The organism is Bifidobacterium sp. FKU, assembly GCF_026016385.1.
GTDB lineage: Bacteria > Actinomycetota > Actinomycetes > Actinomycetales > Bifidobacteriaceae > Bifidobacterium > Bifidobacterium infantis.
Map to the genome: position 1 here is coordinate 1,253,142 of NZ_CP092888.1, position 16,699 is coordinate 1,269,840.

The following is a 16,699-nucleotide window of genomic DNA, read 5'->3' on the forward strand; positions in this document are numbered from 1 at the left end:
GTCGCGCTGAATTCCGCAGAATCGGACTCATCGAATACTATCTCATACAACATGACGATGCGGCGATACTGTCACGCGAAATCTCATTGTGGATAACTTCGGAAGCTGGAACCACATAGGTCGTTCTGGCTGGACATCCTGTTTCGGACCCCTCAAGGTGGGTATCACCGGCAAAGAAGCCGGAATCACATCACACTCACACTATGGGGAGGAATCTCATGAATGCACCACTGTTGTTTGATTGGCGTCGCGACGAAGCCCGACGTGCCAGCAGGCGGCGTCAGCAGGCGCGTCAGCGGGCTCAGGAACGGCAACGGCGTATGGATGCCATAATCGCGTTGGCCGCCGTTATCGGCCTGCTGCTTGCCTTGGGAGTAGGACTGGCATCCACGCCTCAGCATGTTGCGCATGCGGATACTGCGGTGACCGGAGATGCGGCATACACGGTGGAGGATTTCACCGATATGTCTGATTTGGCGTGGCGCAATGGCAATCAGTGCGAATCCCGGTTCGACTGGCCGGTCGACGATCCACAGGTCGAACAACAGTTCGAGCGGCCGATCAACCCGTGGGCACCAGGTCATCGTGGCGTGGATCTTGTTGCGGAGCAAGGTACCGTAATTCTGTCACCACAGGCAGGGACCGTGAGTTTTGCTGGCAAAGTAGCTGGCAAAGATGTGGTGAGTGTACGGCATCGTGGAGGTGTCACGTCGACATTCGAACCGGCTGTTACCGAGCTCTCGGTGGGGGATACGATCTCCCGCAGACAGCCCGTAGGCATTGTTGAGGGCAACTCGGACCATTGCGAAGACCGTTGCCTGCATTGGGGCCTCAAGCGAGGAACGGCCGATTATCTTGACCCACAGCAATATGCGTGGAGTCGAAAAATCGTGCTGAAGCCGTCATGATTCAGCAATGTTTGTCGGCCGGAACAGGGCCGTACGGAAGAGGCATCACAGGCGGCTAGCGGCGTGACGAGTATGAATCACAGACCGGCATCGGCCAAGGAGATATATCCGGGGGCGATCAGCGCGGACTTGAGATTGCTGGCGCTGACAGCCAGCAACGGTTCGTTGATGGTCGGGATCTTCTTCACGCCGCCTACCTCGGAGTTCCTGATTGAAGGCATGGAATTCAGCGCTTCGTTCTTGTTGAGCTTGGCGCAGGCCTGAGCGATATCCGTGGCGATGGTCTGTCTGTCTTCCATGCCGGTCATCCATTGCTTGCCATTGACGATGGATGGGATGTTCGAGACGTACGCGCCGTATCCGGTCACCAGAGGCCATTGCGAGTCACGGTCCTTGTCGGAAGCGGAGGTGTCCTTGCCCGCATCGTCATCGGAACTGGATGAGTCGTTTGCGTTGTCGTTTTCAGGGGATTTGATCGGGTCCGGCACTGCGTCGCGGCTGAGATCCTTCTTGCCGGTGATATTGTCGACAATGCCCGAGATGGTGATCTGCGGATTGATATCGGCGGCAGAGCCGGTGTATCCCAGATCGTCCAATTCCTTGACGACCTCGGAGGCGATATAGTCGTTCATCGTGATGATGCCGTCAATACGGGTGAGTGTGGACTGCCCGTCGGTTTTTGCCAGACGCTTGTCAAGCACTTTCGCAGTGGAGCCTTCCTTGGCGGCATCGTAGGCCACGGCTTGCCAATCGTTTTCCGTGGATTTGCCGTCCAAGGTGCCTGAAGGGCTTTCCACAACGCCCTTCTGATAGTAGGAGCCCAGTACCTGCCAGATACCACGGAACGCCTCTTGGGCGAACGTGGAATCGTTGGCGTTGCCTTTTTCGTCCACGGCGGTGTATGGCAGCAGCACCTCAATGTATTTGGGGTTGTCTTTACTGGCCTTATCCAACTTGAGTTTGGACACCATCTTTTCCGCCTGTAGCTTGCCGATGGTCTGGGCGTCGGAGAACTTGACGAAGGCGTCCGGCTTATATCCCGCGATGCTGTTGCCGAGCAATACCACATGCATGCCGGATTCCTTGGCCAGCTTGAGCGATGAGACCAGCCGGTCCACGGCCTGCGCCTGCTCGTCCGATGCAGTGCCGTCGCTCTCAGTGTTGGACGAGTCATCTTTGGAAGAGCTGTCTTCGGAAGAATCACCGTCAGAAGTAGCTCCCTCATCCGTGGCATCGTTGGTGCTCAGGTTCTGGCTGACGTAATCGCCGTATTGGCGAGTGGAAGCGTCGGCCTCGACTACTGGAGCCACGAGCAATGTCATGTTGTCGGGCGCGATGGCAATGCCGGAATCGCCCGTGGTGTTATTCGAAAGATGATCGACCACAAAGTCTTGGATGGCGCGGCTTTGCTTGTCCAACGAGTCGGACGTCGTATGATCGATATCGCCTTTCTTGAAACCGGCGTCGACCAGAGCCTTGGTCAGGTCAGGCACCAGCTTCGCCCACTTGTTCAGTGGCGTCTGCTGGTTCAGCGTAATGCCGTCCGAAGGCGTGAACACGGCCACGCCGCCGGAAGAATTGGACGTCACCGTGGTTTGACCATCTACAACGGTCTTATTGTCTGAGGTGCACGCGGTCAGTGACAGCACCATCGCGCAGGATGTGATAATGGCGGCGAGCAGGGTGGTTGAGCGGCGTGCGAACACCATAAGCGGCGAAACCTCCTCAAGCGGGCGTGAAAACAAACTGAATCACGATTCTAGTAGGCCGTATACGAAAAAGTCCCGGACCAGTGGACAAATCGCCACATATCCGGGAACAATTAGGGGTATTACGTGCGTGCATCGAACAACTGTCATGATTATCGTGCTGAGGAACATTCCAGATGAAGCACGACAATCATGACAGTTGGCGACATGACATGACCTATGTAGGTCCGTACGATGTGTTCGATGATTTACTCGGCCAGAGCCTTGGCCAGGTTCTCGTCCAGCGCGTTCATGAAGCCGTCGGTGTCGAGCCACGGTTCGTCCGGGCCGATGAGCATGGCCAGATCCTTGGTCATCTGACCACCTTCAACGGTGTCGACGATGACCTTCTCCAGCGTCTCGGCGAAGTGACGGACTTCGGGCGTGCCGTCCAGATCGGCGCGGTGCTTGAGGCCGCCGGTCCACGCGAAGATGGAGGCGATCGGGTTGGTGGAGGTCTTCTCGCCCTTCTTCCAGCGGCGGTAGTGACGGGTCACGGTGCCGTGCGCCGCTTCGGCCTCGACGGTCTGGCCGTCCGGGGTCATGAGCACGGAGGTCATGAGGCCCAGCGAACCGAAGCCCTGGGCCACGGAGTCGGACTGCACATCGCCATCGTAGTTCTTGCAGGCCCAGATGTAACCGCCGTGCCACTTCAGGGAGCTGGCCACCATGTCGTCGATCAGGCGGTGCTCGTAAGTCAGGCCGGCCTCGGCGTACTTGTCCTTGTATTCGGTCTCGAACACCTCGGCAAAGATGTCCTTGAACTGGCCGTCGTAGGCCTTCAAAATCGTGTTCTTGGTGGACAAGTACACCGGGTAATGACGCATCAGGCCGTAGTTGAAGCAGGCGCGAGCGAAACCGCGGATCGAATCGTTGACGTTGTACTGCACCTGGGCCACGCCGCCGTCTTCGCCGTAGTTGTAGACCACGTGCTGAATCGGCTCGGAGCCATCGTCCGGAGTGAAGGTGACGGTCAGCTGGCCGGCGCCCGGAACCTTGAAATCGGTGGCCTTGTACTGGTCGCCGAATGCGTGACGGGCCACGACGATCGGCTTGGTCCAGCCGGGCACCAGACGAGGCACGTTGCTCATCACAATCGGCTCGCGGAAGATCGTGCCGCCCAGGATGTTGCGGATGGTGCCGTTGGGGGACTTCCACATCTTCTTGAGACCGAATTCCTTGACTCGGGCCTCATCGGGGGTGATGGTGGCGCACTTGACGCCGACATGGTGCTTCTGGATGGCGTGGGCGGCGTCGATGGTCACCTGGTCATCGGTCTCGTCGCGGTGCTCGATGCCCAGATCGTAGTAGTCGAGGTTCACGTCGAGGTACGGCAGGATCAGGCGATCCTTGATGTCTTTCCAGATCACGCGGGTCATTTCGTCGCCGTCGAGTTCGACGACAGTGCCTTCGACCTTGATTTTGGCCATGCTTCCTCCTGATAGATGGTGTGAAGATGATTTAGTCATAGCGCATGTTTGTAACGACTTGAAGCAATCGTCCGGTCCGTGGGAAACGGCCTTGTTGGCGTCCCACCCGGGCAATAGGCTGGAAACCATGTCTCAGGAAATTGAAATCGGTTTGGGCAAAAAGGGCCGTCTCGGCTACGCACTCGACGATGTGGCGATCGTCCCCTCCCGTCGCACCCGCGACCCCGAGGACGTCTCCACCTCTTGGCAGATCGACGCCTATGAGTTCGATGTGCCGGTGATCGGCGCCCCTATGGATTCGGTGACCAGCCCGGCCACCGCCATCGCCATGGGTAAGATGGGCGCGCTCGGCGTGCTCGATTTGGAAGGTCTGTGGACCCGTTACGAGGACCCGACCCCGCTGTTGGACGAAATCGCCGGGCTGCCGGCCGATCAGGCCACCGAGCGTATCCAGCAGATCTATGCCGAGCCGGTCAAGCCGGAGCTCATCACGCAACGTCTGCACGAGATTCGCGCCGCCGGCGTCACCGTGGCCGGCGCGCTCTCCCCGCAGCGCACCCAGCAGTTCTACTCCACCGTGGTGGACGCGGGCGTGGACCTGTTCGTGATCCGCGGCACTGTGGTCTCCGCCGAGCATGTCTCTTCCGGCCAGGAACCGCTGAACCTCAAGAAGTTCATCTACGACCTTGACGTGCCCGTCATCGTCGGCGGCGCATCCAACTACACCGCTGCCCTGCACCTGATGCGCACCGGCGCGGCCGGCGTGCTCGTCGGCTTCGGCGGCGGCGCGGTCTCCGCCACTCGCCAGACCATCGGCGTGCAGGCCCCGATGGCCACCGCCATCGCCGACGTGGCCGAGGCCCGCCGCGACTACATGGACGAATCCGGCGGCCGCTACGTGCAGGTCATCGCCGACGGCGGCATGGGCGACTCCGGCAGCTTCGTCAAGGCCCTGGCCCTCGGCGCCGACGCGGTCATGCTCGGCGCGCCTCTGGCCCGCGCCACCGAGGCCCCCGGCAAGGGCACCCACTGGGGTTCCGAAGCCCGCCACCAGACGCTGCCGCGCGGCTACCGCACCACGGTCGGCACGGTCGGCCCGCTCGAACAGGTGCTGTTCGGACCGAGCCACCAGGCGGACGGCAAGACCAACTTCATCGGCGCCCTCAAGCGTGCGATGGCCTCCACCGGCTACGTCGACGTGAAGAACTTCCAGCGTTGCGGCATGGTGGTCAACCCGTATTCCGCACGATAATCCCGATTACCCCCCTGAAAATGGGGGTTTGCCCTCCATGCAGGAGGCTTAGCTTGCCCTAAGGCGCGCTCAAGTCGTTTGACTTGGCGCGCCTTTCGTGATGTTGTAGTACAAACGCTCGCCGATGATGGTGAGTTGCAAGGGGGCTTGAAGGGGTCATCATGGAGTATTCGGGATTTTTCCACGGCACATATCAGTACGGGCCGTTGCCGAGTTATGACGGATTCATCGTTGTGGAGCTGTCGGATCGCCCGGTGCGGTATCATATCCAACCCACATTCATAGGCGGGCTGAATGCGAAGGAATGTCATTCCATGGCCATGGCTGCATGCCGCATCGCCTGCACATCGGCGGACGCGATACGTGGCAAACTCAGTGTCGCACATCTCAACAGAGCCATGACAAAACCATGCCTGGACCGGCTGCAAACCATGCAATACCTGCTCGGCACCCACATGGTCACTCATCCGGAGCTCAAAGCGAAATTCTGCTATCTGCCCACTGTCCCCACATTGATCGACGGCATGATCACCGGCAAGGACACGCTGGAAATGGCGGTATTCATGACCATCGGCCAGGAAAATCTGCGAGTCAACCTCAAACTGAAGTACATCGGTTCCCGATGGATGTGCATCTATGCCGATCTGGGCTGACCAGACGGCCCCGCCCGCACACCGATTCCTACGCTGGTAGCGGAAGGCGGTTCTGCCGTGTCATAGGCTGGTTCGCCTATAGTAGTTATCATGCGTGAACATGTAGAAGAACCCAGATATGTCACCACCGATGACGACACCGTCTACTCGCTGCTGGCCAAACGAGCAGCTCGCACGCCGGATGACGTCATCGCGGAATGGCAGGATGACAACGCCCATCAATGGCGCGGCGCCACAGCTACTGAAATGCTGTCCCGCGTACGCGAGGTGGCCAAGGGCCTGTTGGGACTTGGCGTCAAAGCCGGCACCATGGTGCTGATTTACTCGCCTACCTGCTATGAGTGGGGTGTGGCTGATTTCGCTTGCGCGGCAATCGGCGCTGTGGTTGTGCCCGTCTATGAGACCGATTCCGCCCGTCAGACCGCGGGCATCGTCGAGGAAGTCGATCCCGCCATCGCCTTTGCCGGCGACTTCCAGCGCGCACAGACGCTTGAGCAGATCCGTGTCAATCATCCGGGCATGAAATACGTGTTCAATTTCAAGGCCGATGGCCTTGACGCTGTCGCTGACTTCGGGCATGGCGTATCCGATGAGACGTTGGATGCGGCTATCGCTCGTATCAAAGCCGATGATCTGCTTACCGTGGTCTACACCTCCGGTTCCACCGGCAAGCCCAAGGGCGCGATGCTCTCCAACCGCAATTACACGCACATCGTGCTTAACGGCTACGAGATTCTGCGTGGCATGCTGTACGACGACAACCGTCTGCTGCTGTTCCTGCCACTGGCGCACTGCTTCGCCCGCTACATCCAGTACGTGTGCATCGGTGGCTGCGGCGTGGTCGGATACATTCCCGACGCCAAACGACTGCTCGCCGATATCCGCAGCTTCAAGCCCACCTACCTGCTGGGCGTGCCACGTGTGTTCGAGAAGGTGTATAACGCGGCCTCGCAGAAGGCTGGTGCCGGCATCCAGGGGCATATCTTCGCCCAGTCGGTCAAGCACTTCGTCAAGTGGAGCAAGGATGAGCAGGCCGGCCGCGGCCATTCGTTCATCGAGCGCATGCGCCATTCGTTCTACATGGCCACGGTGGGCAAATCCATTCGTTCCGCTCTCGGACCGAACCTCAAATGGCTGGCCTGCGGTGGTGCGCCGCTCAACGTGGATTTGGCCCACTTCTTCAACGGCATGGATGACATCACCTTCATCCAGGGTTATGGCATGACCGAAACCGCCGCTCCGATGCTCGTCAATTGGGAGGACGACAACGAGGTCGGTTCGGTCGGCAAGCCTGGGCCTGGCATGGGCGTGCGTCTTGGCGAAGACGATGAAATTGAGCTGACCGGCCCGAACGTGTTCCTTGGCTACTACAAGCAGCCCGAACTCACCGCACAGACGATGACTGCCGACGGCTGGATCAAAACCGGCGATCTGGGTCGTATCGACGACCGCGGCTTCACCTTCATCACCGGACGCAAGAAGGACATCATCATCACCGCCGGCGGCAAGAACATCAGCCCCGCCCCGATGGAGGATGTCATCGACACCTGCCCGATCGTGGCTCATGCAGTAGTAGTCGGCGACGGCAAGCCGTTCGTATCCGCACTTATCGAGCTCGACCCCGAAATGCTGCATTCCTGGCTGGAAGGTCAGGGCCTCAATGCCGACATGACACTCGCCGAGGCCAGCGACAACGACGCGGTGCGCGCCTTTATCCAGCAGTACATCGACCAGGCCAACGCCAATGTCTCCCGCGCTGAGTCCGTGCGCAAATTCGCGGTGCTGGATGAGGAATTCAGTCAGGAGCACGGCACGCTCACCCCGAGCATGAAAGTGGTGCGTCCCAAGGTGTTGCAGCGCTACGCCACCGTCATCGAAGAGGATCTGTACGCGCCCAAGCCATCCAACAAGCCGTTGCCCGCCACTGCCAAGATCATCGACAGCACGCTGGAGACCGTCAAGAAATCCTCCGAATCGGTCAAGCAGGCGTCCGAACAGGTCAAACAGGCCTCGGAACAGATGAAAACCAGCGTGTCTGATTCGATTGCTAGCGTGTCGGAGAAGATCAAGAAGTCGAAGGCCGAACCCGAAGAGGGCGAAACCGGCGATTCCGCCGACAATGCCGACAATGCCGCTGACACCGGCAGCAAGCCGGACCAGCCGGCTGACGAGAAGAACGAGGAGTAACGAAAGTGGCCATCCGTGAGATTAGGGTCGTGCCCGACCCAGTCCTGCGCACCCCCTGCGATGAGATCAAGGAGATCACCCCGGCCGTGCGCCGCCTGGTTGACGACCTGTTGGAAACCGTGGACGATCCGGGCCGAGCGGGCCTGTCCGCCAACCAGATCGGCGTGAGCCTGAGGGCCTTCTCCTACAACATCGACGGCAAGGTCGGCTACGTTCTGAACCCCGTACTCGAGGAGAAGTCCGGCGAGCAGTACGGCGATGAAGGTTGTCTGTCTGTGCCCGGCTTGTGGTACAAGACCCGTCGTGCCGACTACGCGCGCGTGCGTGGCATCGACCTGGACGGCAACGAGGTCGTGCTCGAGGGCTCCGGGCTGATGGGCCGTATGCTTCAGCACGAATGCGACCACCTCGACGGCCACGTGTATTTGGATCGCCTGGAAAAGGAAGAACGCCGCGAAGCCCTGCGCTACATGCGCAATCGTCAGGCGAAGTAGTCCATAATCGGCTCCCGCTGGCGGGAGCCGTCGAACATAGTGAGACTGAGGGTGGGTCTGCAGGTACCGCCCGCAACTCCCCTCAGTCGCCTACGGCGACAGCTCCCCTCAGAGAGGGGAGCCTTTTAGTACCGGCTCCGTGCTATTCTCGAAACTTGTGTGCCACCCGGCAACGGACGCAGTCGCTGGCGTACAGAGCCACCCAATATTGTCAACCGGCACACAACAAATTCGCGTCATGCTCGCGACGGCTTGTGTCGGTCGGCTGCACAACTCGTGAAACCGGGGGAGCAGCTGCACGCAGGTGCGCATGGCCAGGCAAGAACCGACAATGAAAGGTAGTAATACCATGGCTCAGATCACTATGAGCGATATGCTGAAGGCTGGCCTGCACTTCGGCCACCAGACCCGTCGTTGGAACCCGAAGATGAAGCAGTTCATCCTCACCCAGCGCAACGGCATCCACATCATCAACCTGTTCAAGTCGCTCGACATGATCGACAAGGCGTACGACTTCATCAAGACCACTGTGGCCCACAACGGCACCGTGCTCTTCGTCGGCACCAAGAAGCAGGCTCAGGAAGCTATCGCCAACCAGGCCACCCGCGTGAACATGCCCTACGTCTCCGAGCGTTGGCTCGGCGGCATGCTGACCAACTTCCAGACCGTCTCCAAGCGCGTCAACCGCCTCAAGGAACTTGAGGAAATGGACTTCACCGACGTGCACGGCTCCGGCCTGACCAAGAAGGAACTCCTCCTGCTTGAGCGCGAGAAGGACAAGCTCAACAAGCAGCTGGGCGGTATCCGCAACATGAACCGCACCCCGTCCGCGATGTTCGTCGTTGACATCACCAAGGAAACCCTGGCTGTTGAGGAAGCTCACAAGCTGGGTATCCCGGTTGTCGCCATCGTCGACACCAACGCCGATCCGGACACCGTTGAGTACCCGATCCCGGCCAACGATGACGCCATCCGCGGCATCGAACTGCTGACCAGCCTGATGGCTGACGCCGTCGCCGAAGGTCTGCTGGAGCGCTCCGGCGCCAACAAGACCGAGGGCGAGGCCGCCGAGCAGCCGATGGCCGCTTGGGAGAAGGAACTCCTGACCAACGAGGGTCCTGCCGAGGCTTCCGCTGAAGCCGCCGCTCCGGCTGCCGCCGAGGGCGAAACCGCCGAGGCCCCCAAGGCCGAGTGATGCTCTACGATGGGAAGTGCCTGAATAAGCGCTTCCCATCGTTCATGGGTAAGCAACATTTCTCAAGGAGAATAATCAATGGCAGCAATTACCGCCGCACTGATCAAGCAGGTTCGTGAAGACACCGGCGCCGGCATGCTCGACGTCAAGAAGGCTCTGACCGAAGCCGAAGGCGACGTCGCCCGCGCCAAGGAGATCATCCGCGCCAAGGGCATCGCCGCAGCCGGCAAGCGTGAAGGCCGCAAGGCCCAGGAAGGCACCATCGCCTCCAAGGTCGTCGAGACCGCCAATGGCGAGACCGGCTACGCCGTCGAACTGAATTCCGAAACCGACTTCGTGGCCAAGACCCCGAAGTTCGTCGAGTTCAGCGAGGAAGTTCTCGGCTACGCCGTGGACGCCGAAGCCAACTCCGCCGACGAACTGCTCGAGGCCAAGGCCGGGGACTCCACCGTCAAACTCGCCGTCGAAGAGGCCGCGGCCCTGTTCGGCGAGCACGTCAAGGTCGGCCAGTTCGCCAAGATCTCCGGCGAGCACGTCGAGGTCTACGCCCACAAGAAGTCCGCCGAGATGCCGCCGAGCATCGTGGCCATGATCGCCACCGACAAGGCCGGTGCCGCCGTGGCCCACGAAGCCGCCCTGCAGATCTCCGCCATGGGAGCCAAGTGGCTGACCCGCGAGGACGTTCCGGCCGATGTGGTCGAGTCCGAGCGTCGCGTGGCCACCGAGAAATCCCTGGCCGAGGGCAAGCCCGAGAAGATCGTTCCGAAGATCGTCGAAGGCCGTCTCAACGCGTTCTTCAAGGAAGTCGTGCTGCTCGAACAGCCGTTCGTCAAGGATCCGTCCAAGACCGTCGGCGACCTGTTCAAGGAAGTCGGTGGCACCGCCACCGCGTTCGCCCGCGTCGAGGTCGGCAAGGGCGAAGAGGAGTGAGCCCGAGGCCCACTTCGCGCGATTAGCGTAGGATTCCGCGAAACGCCATCCGTCTGCACGTCAAACGGATGGCGTTTCGTCGTAAGGGCCCGCGGATCGTCGATGGCGTGTTCCGAGGGTGTCGTTGCCCAAGAGTGTCGTTGTAAACCGATACGCTGGTCTACGGATAATTTCACATGTTCGGTTCTGAGGAAGGCATGATATGACTGATAGCGACAAGCCGCGCAGGGTTCTGCTCAAACTGTCCGGTGAGGCGTTCGGTGGCGGCAAGGTCGGCATCGACACCCATGTGATCCGCCGCATCGCCGAGGAGATCGTCCCGGCCGTACGGCAGGGCGTGCAGGTGGCCATCGTTGTCGGCGGCGGCAACTTCTTCCGCGGCGCCGAACTCCAGCAGGCCGGCATCGACCGCTCCCGCGGCGATTACATGGGCATGCTCGGCACGGTGATGAACTGCCTCGCCCTGCAGGACTTCCTGGAGCAGGAGGGGCAGGCCACCCGCGTGCAGACCGCCATCACGATGGGACAGGTCGCCGAGCCGTATATTCCGCTCAAGGCCATCCGCCACCTCGAAAAGGGCCGTGTGGTGATCTTCGGCGCGGGCGCCGGCATGCCGTATTTCTCCACCGATACGGTCTCCATCCAGCGCTCCGTCGAAATCCATTGCGACGAGGTGCTGATGGGCAAGAACGGCGTCGACGGCGTCTACACCGCCGATCCGAACAAGGACGCGAACGCCAAGCGTTTCGAAACCCTGAGCTACAATCGCGCCCTCGTGGACAATCTGGCGGTCATGGACGCCTCGGCGTTGTCCATGGCCCGCGACAACAAGAAGCGCATCCGCGTCTTCGGCCTCGAAGGGGCGGGCAACGTGACCCGCGCGCTGGTCGGGGACGAGATCGGCACGCTGGTCTCCACCGCCGAATCGCGCGTGGCCGAATAGCATATGGACGTCCCGGATCGGGCGTTCGCTGACGAACAACATCGACAATCATCACATACAAGGAGTGAACATGTCCCTCATCGATCAGGCCAGGGAACAGATGGCCAAGACCGTGGAAAACACCAAGGAGAACTTCTCCGGCATCCGAACCGGCCGCGCCAACCCGGCCCTGCTCAACGGCATCACCGTGGACTACTACGGCGCCCCGACCCCAATCAAGGCCGTGGCCTCCATCGGCGTGCCCGAGCCCCGCACCCTGTCTGTCACTCCGTTCGACGCCTCCCAGGCCGGCGCCGTCGAAAAGGCCCTGCGCAATTCCGACCTCGGCGTCAGCCCGAACCGTGACGGCAACGTCATCCGTCTGACCATGCCGGAACTCACCGAGGAACGCCGCAAGGAATACGTCAAGCTCGCCAAGGGCAAGGCCGAGGACGGCAAGGTGGCCGTGCGCAATATTCGCCGCAAGACCAAGGAAGTCCTCGACAAGGCCGTCAAGGACGGCGAGATGGGCGAGGACGAAGGCGATCGTCTGCTGAAGGATCTCGACAAGGTCACCAAGTCCGTCACCGATGAGATCGACGCCTTGCTGGAAAGCAAGCAGAAGGAGATCATGGAGGTCTGATTCGGACCGGGTACGGGAGCATTATGGAACGCAACGAACAACTCCACGAGGAGGCCGAGGAGGCGCTCGACCAGATCAACAAGAGGACCGGCCGCAACATGCCGCAGGCCATCGCCACCGGTGCGGCGCTGGTCATCCTGATCGTCGGGTGTCTGCTGCTGAGCGTCGATCTGTTCGTGTTGCTGGTGGTCGTGTTCATGATCCTGGCGTTGTGGGAGCTCAGGGTGGACTTCGCCACCGTGGGCCTGCATATCCCGGTGATCATGCTGTGGCTGTGCTCGTCCTTCACCCTCATCGCCACGTATTATTCCCCGTACCATCTCATCACGATGTCCCTGAGCATCATCGTGTCGATCATCCTGGTCGCCATCGCGTCCATCGCGAAGATCAACGTCGGCAACCGCCTCCCACTGGCGGTCGCCGGCAAACTCTCCAGCACGGACGCCAGCGCCCGCCTCGAGTCATCGTTCAACCACGAGGGCGGTGAGCAGCACCATTCCCGGCTCAGCCATGTGGCTGTGTCCGTGCTTACCGTGTTGTACATTCCGTTGTTGGCCAGCTGCATCATCATCTCACTGACTTTTAATGGGCATCCGATTGCACACGCCATCATGCTGGTGTTCCTTCCTGCCCTATCCGATACGGGCGGTTTGTTTGCCGGTGCCTGGCTCGGCAAACACAAGCTCAGCCCGCGTATCTCGCCGAAGAAGTCCGTTGAGGGCCTTATCGGCTCGATGCTCTTCGCTATGGCTGGCGCGTTCGCCGTATTCGCATGCACGTATGATGCCTCGAAATGGGCCACTCGTTGGTGGATGCCGATCGTGGCGGGTATTCTCATCGGTGCCGTGGGCACGTTCGGTGATTTGTGTGCTTCCATGCTCAAGCGCGATATCGGTATCAAAGACATGGGCCATCTGCTCAAGGGGCACGGCGGTGTGATGGATCGTGTGGATTCCATTTTGATGAGTGCACCATTCACCTGCGCCTTGCTGTGGGTCACCGGACTGTGATTCGCATGCCTCGTGCATGAAACAATGTGGCATCGTGTGTATATCGCACGGTGCCACATGTCATATATGGGGGAAATCATCGTTCAATATGCGTTCGCCATGGGCTAAGACATGGGCCATCTGCTTCGTATGCGGCACGCCGTATGGTGGATTCTGATATTTCTATTGCATGTTTGACCATTTTCTGATATTGAGAGCGAAGCGAACCCATCATGACCACACAGCATCCTGACACTCCGGAAACCGGCATTACTCCCGGCGGCACATCAGGTGCCTTCCGTGACGTGCTATCCAAGGACCATGCCCGCCGTGGTAAGCCGCCGCTGCACTTTGTGGATATGACGCCCGAGCAGCGCATCGAGAAAGCGGCCGAACTCGGATTGCCGAAGTTCCGAGTCAAGCAGCTCGCCAACCATTACTTTGGCCATTTCGATGTGAATGCCGCTGAATTCACTGATTTTCCGGCAGCCAAGCGCAGCGAGGCCGCCGCCGTGTTCTTCCCGCAGCTCATCACCGAGGTGACCCGCCAAGTGGCGGACGAAGGCACCACCATCAAGACCTTGTGGAAGCTGTTCGACGGCTCCCTCATCGAATCGGTGCTTATGCGATACCCGACCCGCACCACGCTGTGCATCTCCTCGCAGGTCGGCTGCGGCATGGGCTGCCCGTTCTGCGCCACCGGCAAGCTTGGCCTGACCCGTAACATGTCCACCGGTGAAATAATCGAACAGGTGCGTGTGGCCGCCAAAATGATGCGCGACGGCGAAGTGGCCGGGGGAGCGGGCCGACTGAGCAACATCGTGTTCATGGGCATGGGCGAGCCGATGGGCAACTACAACTCCGTGCTGTCCGCCGTACGACAGATTTCCGCCATGCCTCCCGAAGGCTTCGGCATTTCCGCGCGCAATATCACCGTATCCACGGTGGGCGTGGTCCCCGGCATCAAGAAGCTCACTGCCGAAGGCATTCCCGTGCGTCTGGCCGTTTCCCTGCATGCCCCCAGCGACGAACTGCGTGACGAGCTGGTGCCGATGAACAAGCGTTTCAACACCACGCAGGTGTTGGATGCCGCGCACGATTATTGGCTGGCCTCCAAGCGCCGCGTCAGTATCGAATACGCGCTGATGCGCGGCATCAACGACCAGGCCGAGCATGCGCAGTTGCTGGCCAAGAGGCTTAACCATTACGGCGACAACTGGGCCCACGTCAACCCGATTCCGCTCAACCCCATCGAGGGCTCGAAGTGGACCGCCTCCAAGCCGGAAGACGAACAGCGGTTCCTGGAGATCCTGCACCGCGCGGGCATCACCGCCACACTGCGTGACACCCGCGGCCAGGATATTGACGGAGCCTGCGGGCAGTTGGCCGCCAAGGAGCGGTAGTTTCGGTGACGGAATCGGCCTGCGGCCGATTCCGTCACTTCAGCGCATCCTTGATTGCGCCCACGAAGTAGTCCAGATCGTCGGGCTTGCGGGACGTGATGAGCTTGAATCCGTTGGCGTCGTCCACGTGCAGCTGCTCGTCGACGTAATGGCCGCCCGCGTTCTCGATATCGGCGGCGATATAACGGCAGGGCGCGGCGGTCTTGCCAGCCACCAGACCCGCGTTGACCAGCAGCCACGCGCCATGACAGATCGCGGCGATCGGCTTGCCTTCGTGCGCGAACTCCTGCGCCAGCGCGATCGCATCCTCATTGACGCGGATACAATCCACATTGCAGGTACCGCCGAGCACCACCAGCAGGTCATAATCAGCGGTCTGCACGTCGCTCAGCAGCGCATCCGGCGTCAGCGTCTCGCCTTCGTAGCGGTCGTGCTGCACCGTCTCACACGGGTCCAAGGTAGTGGCGGCAAGCGTCACCTTGGCGCCGGCGGCCTTGAGATCGCGCAGCAGGCACGTCAGCTCGGATTCTCATATTCCAGAAACGGGTGCGGCGCATGTAACGGGCGGTAGGTAGTCTGAAGGACTGTAATGCAAAGCCGAACAGGGGAGTGAAGCATGTCGTTGGCGGTACGAGTCATCCCGTGCCTGGACGTTGACGCCGGTCGAGTGGTGAAGGGTGTGCATTTCGAGAACCTCAAGGACGCGGGTGACCCGGTGGAGCTGGCGGCCGAATACTGCCGTCAGGGAGCCGACGAGATCACCTTCCTGGATGTGACCGCATCCAGCTCCCACCGCAACACGATGATTGACGTGGTCTCCCGCACCGCCGAACAGGTGTTCATTCCGATGACCGTGGGCGGCGGCGTACGCACGCCCGAGGACGTCGACTCACTGCTGCGCTGCGGTGCAGACAAGGTCGGTGTCAACACGGCGGCCATCAACGACCCGTCGCTTATCAGCCGTGTGGCCGATCGTTTCGGCAACCAGGTGCTGGTGCTCTCCGTGGATGCCCGCCGCGAAAAGGGTGAGCAGCACACGCAGTCGGGTTTTGAGGTCACCACGATGGGCGGCCGCAAATCCACCGGTATTGATGCCATCTGGTGGGTCAAGCGCGCCGAGCAGCTTGGCACCGGCGAGATTCTGCTTAACTCGATGGACGCCGACGGTACCAAGGAAGGCTTTGATCTCGAGATGATTCGCGCCGTGCGCAAGGAAGTCAAGATTCCGATCATCGCCTCCGGCGGTGCCGGCAAGGTCGAGGACTTCCCGCCCGCCATCGAAGCAGGTGCCGACGCGGTGCTGGCCGCATCCGTATTCCATTACGGCATCCTGACCATCGCCGATGTCAAGGCGGAACTCAAGAAGCACGGCTACACCGTTCGCTAAACGAATACACCTTGCTCCCGCTGGACGAACAATCCAGTGGATTGTTCGTAGCAGTGCGCTATGCACATGTCGCACATAATCCGGGAGCTGTCAGCGAAGCTGACTGAGGGTGGTCCACAAAAAGAAGATAGGTATGACAGACACTACATACGACAATTCCACTGAACTCGATCCCCGTATTGCCGCACGCCTGAAGCGTGACGCCAAGGGCCTGGTCGCCGCCGTCATCCAGCAGTACGACACACACGAGGTGCTGATGGTCGGCTACATGAACGACGAGGCATTACGCCGCACGCTGACCACCGGCCGCGTGACCTTCTGGTCCCGGTCCCGTCAGGAATACTGGCGCAAGGGTGATACCTCCGGCCATGTGCAATACGTCAAGGGCGTGTCCCTGGATTGCGACGGAGACGCACTGCTCGTCGAAGTAGACCAAGTCGGTGCCGCCTGCCACACCGGCAAGCGCAGCTGCTTCCTCGAAGGCGGCCCCCTGCCCGTGGTCGAAGGCCATCGCCCGGCCGAGCAGTAGAACGGGCTTCCCTGACTGGGGGAAGCCGA

At 60.6% G+C, this 16,699-nt stretch carries 15 protein-coding genes and 1 pseudogene; 13 read left to right on the forward strand and 3 right to left on the reverse strand.

Annotated elements, in window-relative coordinates; all coding sequences use genetic code 11:
• The first annotated feature begins 218 nt into the window (after nt 1-218).
• Nucleotides 219-908, forward strand: coding sequence for a M23 family metallopeptidase (locus tag MMB48_RS05540; protein WP_172664373.1), 690 nt, complete (start codon nt 219-221; stop codon nt 906-908).
• A 77-nt stretch (nt 909-985) separates the two neighbouring features.
• On the opposite strand, the gene MMB48_RS05545 is transcribed toward MMB48_RS05540, so the two are convergent.
• Both MMB48_RS05545 and MMB48_RS05550 read right to left on the reverse strand, forming a co-directional pair.
• Nucleotides 986-2,617 (reverse strand): substrate-binding domain-containing protein, encoded by a 1,632-nt coding sequence (locus tag MMB48_RS05545; RefSeq protein WP_032744168.1) that lies wholly within the window; start codon nt 2,615-2,617, stop codon nt 986-988.
• 248 nt (nt 2,618-2,865) lie between these two features.
• Entirely contained in the window at nt 2,866-4,086 is a 1,221-nt protein-coding gene (locus MMB48_RS05550) for an NADP-dependent isocitrate dehydrogenase (RefSeq protein ID WP_013140817.1), read from the reverse strand.
• Between the two features lie 127 nt (nt 4,087-4,213).
• Between MMB48_RS05550 and MMB48_RS05555 the strand changes: the two genes are divergently transcribed.
• The 10 genes from MMB48_RS05555 to rlmN all read left to right on the forward strand — a co-directional run bounded on the left by MMB48_RS05555 (nt 4,214) and on the right by rlmN (nt 14,754).
• Entirely contained in the window at nt 4,214-5,338 is a 1,125-nt protein-coding gene (locus tag MMB48_RS05555) for a GuaB3 family IMP dehydrogenase-related protein (protein WP_007052748.1), read from the forward strand.
• Between the two features lie 314 nt (nt 5,339-5,652).
• The gene (locus tag MMB48_RS05560; protein WP_007056038.1) at nt 5,653-5,991 is read left to right on the forward strand and encodes a hypothetical protein; all 339 of its coding nucleotides are present in this window, start codon (nt 5,653-5,655) and stop codon (nt 5,989-5,991) included.
• 90 nt (nt 5,992-6,081) lie between these two features.
• Nucleotides 6,082-8,178: an AMP-dependent synthetase/ligase gene (locus tag MMB48_RS05565; protein WP_032744167.1), complete on the forward strand. Its 2,097-nt coding sequence runs from the start codon at nt 6,082-6,084 to the stop codon at nt 8,176-8,178.
• 5 nt (nt 8,179-8,183) lie between these two features.
• The gene (gene def / locus MMB48_RS05570) at nt 8,184-8,672 is read left to right on the forward strand and encodes a peptide deformylase (RefSeq protein WP_007052751.1); all 489 of its coding nucleotides are present in this window, start codon (nt 8,184-8,186) and stop codon (nt 8,670-8,672) included.
• A gap of 349 nt (nt 8,673-9,021) precedes the next feature.
• Nucleotides 9,022-9,867: a 30S ribosomal protein S2 gene (rpsB, locus tag MMB48_RS05575; protein ID WP_032744166.1), complete on the forward strand. Its 846-nt coding sequence runs from the start codon at nt 9,022-9,024 to the stop codon at nt 9,865-9,867.
• Nucleotides 9,868-9,945: 78 nt separating this feature from the next.
• Complete coding sequence (tsf, locus tag MMB48_RS05580) at nt 9,946-10,797, forward strand: translation elongation factor Ts (RefSeq protein WP_032744165.1); 852 nt, start codon at nt 9,946-9,948, stop codon at nt 10,795-10,797.
• Nucleotides 10,798-10,999: 202 nt separating this feature from the next.
• Nucleotides 11,000-11,740: a UMP kinase gene (gene pyrH, locus MMB48_RS05585; RefSeq protein ID WP_032744164.1), complete on the forward strand. Its 741-nt coding sequence runs from the start codon at nt 11,000-11,002 to the stop codon at nt 11,738-11,740.
• A gap of 70 nt (nt 11,741-11,810) precedes the next feature.
• Nucleotides 11,811-12,362 (forward strand): ribosome recycling factor, encoded by a 552-nt coding sequence (gene frr, locus MMB48_RS05590; protein ID WP_032744163.1) that lies wholly within the window; start codon nt 11,811-11,813, stop codon nt 12,360-12,362.
• A gap of 23 nt (nt 12,363-12,385) precedes the next feature.
• Nucleotides 12,386-13,372, forward strand: coding sequence for a phosphatidate cytidylyltransferase (locus MMB48_RS05595; RefSeq protein WP_032744162.1), 987 nt, complete (start codon nt 12,386-12,388; stop codon nt 13,370-13,372).
• Between the two features lie 212 nt (nt 13,373-13,584).
• Nucleotides 13,585-14,754: a 23S rRNA (adenine(2503)-C(2))-methyltransferase RlmN gene (gene rlmN / locus MMB48_RS05600; RefSeq protein ID WP_032744161.1), complete on the forward strand. Its 1,170-nt coding sequence runs from the start codon at nt 13,585-13,587 to the stop codon at nt 14,752-14,754.
• A 34-nt stretch (nt 14,755-14,788) separates the two neighbouring features.
• Here rlmN and MMB48_RS05605 read toward each other — a convergent pair.
• A pseudogene (locus tag MMB48_RS05605) lies at nt 14,789-15,283 on the reverse strand (DJ-1/PfpI family protein); the annotation flags it as partial.
• A gap of 87 nt (nt 15,284-15,370) precedes the next feature.
• Here MMB48_RS05605 and hisF point away from each other — a divergent pair.
• Entirely contained in the window at nt 15,371-16,141 is a 771-nt protein-coding gene (hisF, locus tag MMB48_RS05610; protein WP_032744159.1) for an imidazole glycerol phosphate synthase subunit HisF, read from the forward strand.
• Between the two features lie 133 nt (nt 16,142-16,274).
• Nucleotides 16,275-16,670, forward strand: coding sequence for a phosphoribosyl-AMP cyclohydrolase (gene hisI / locus MMB48_RS05615; RefSeq protein ID WP_032744158.1), 396 nt, complete (start codon nt 16,275-16,277; stop codon nt 16,668-16,670).
• The last annotated feature ends 29 nt before the right edge of the window (nt 16,671-16,699 follow it).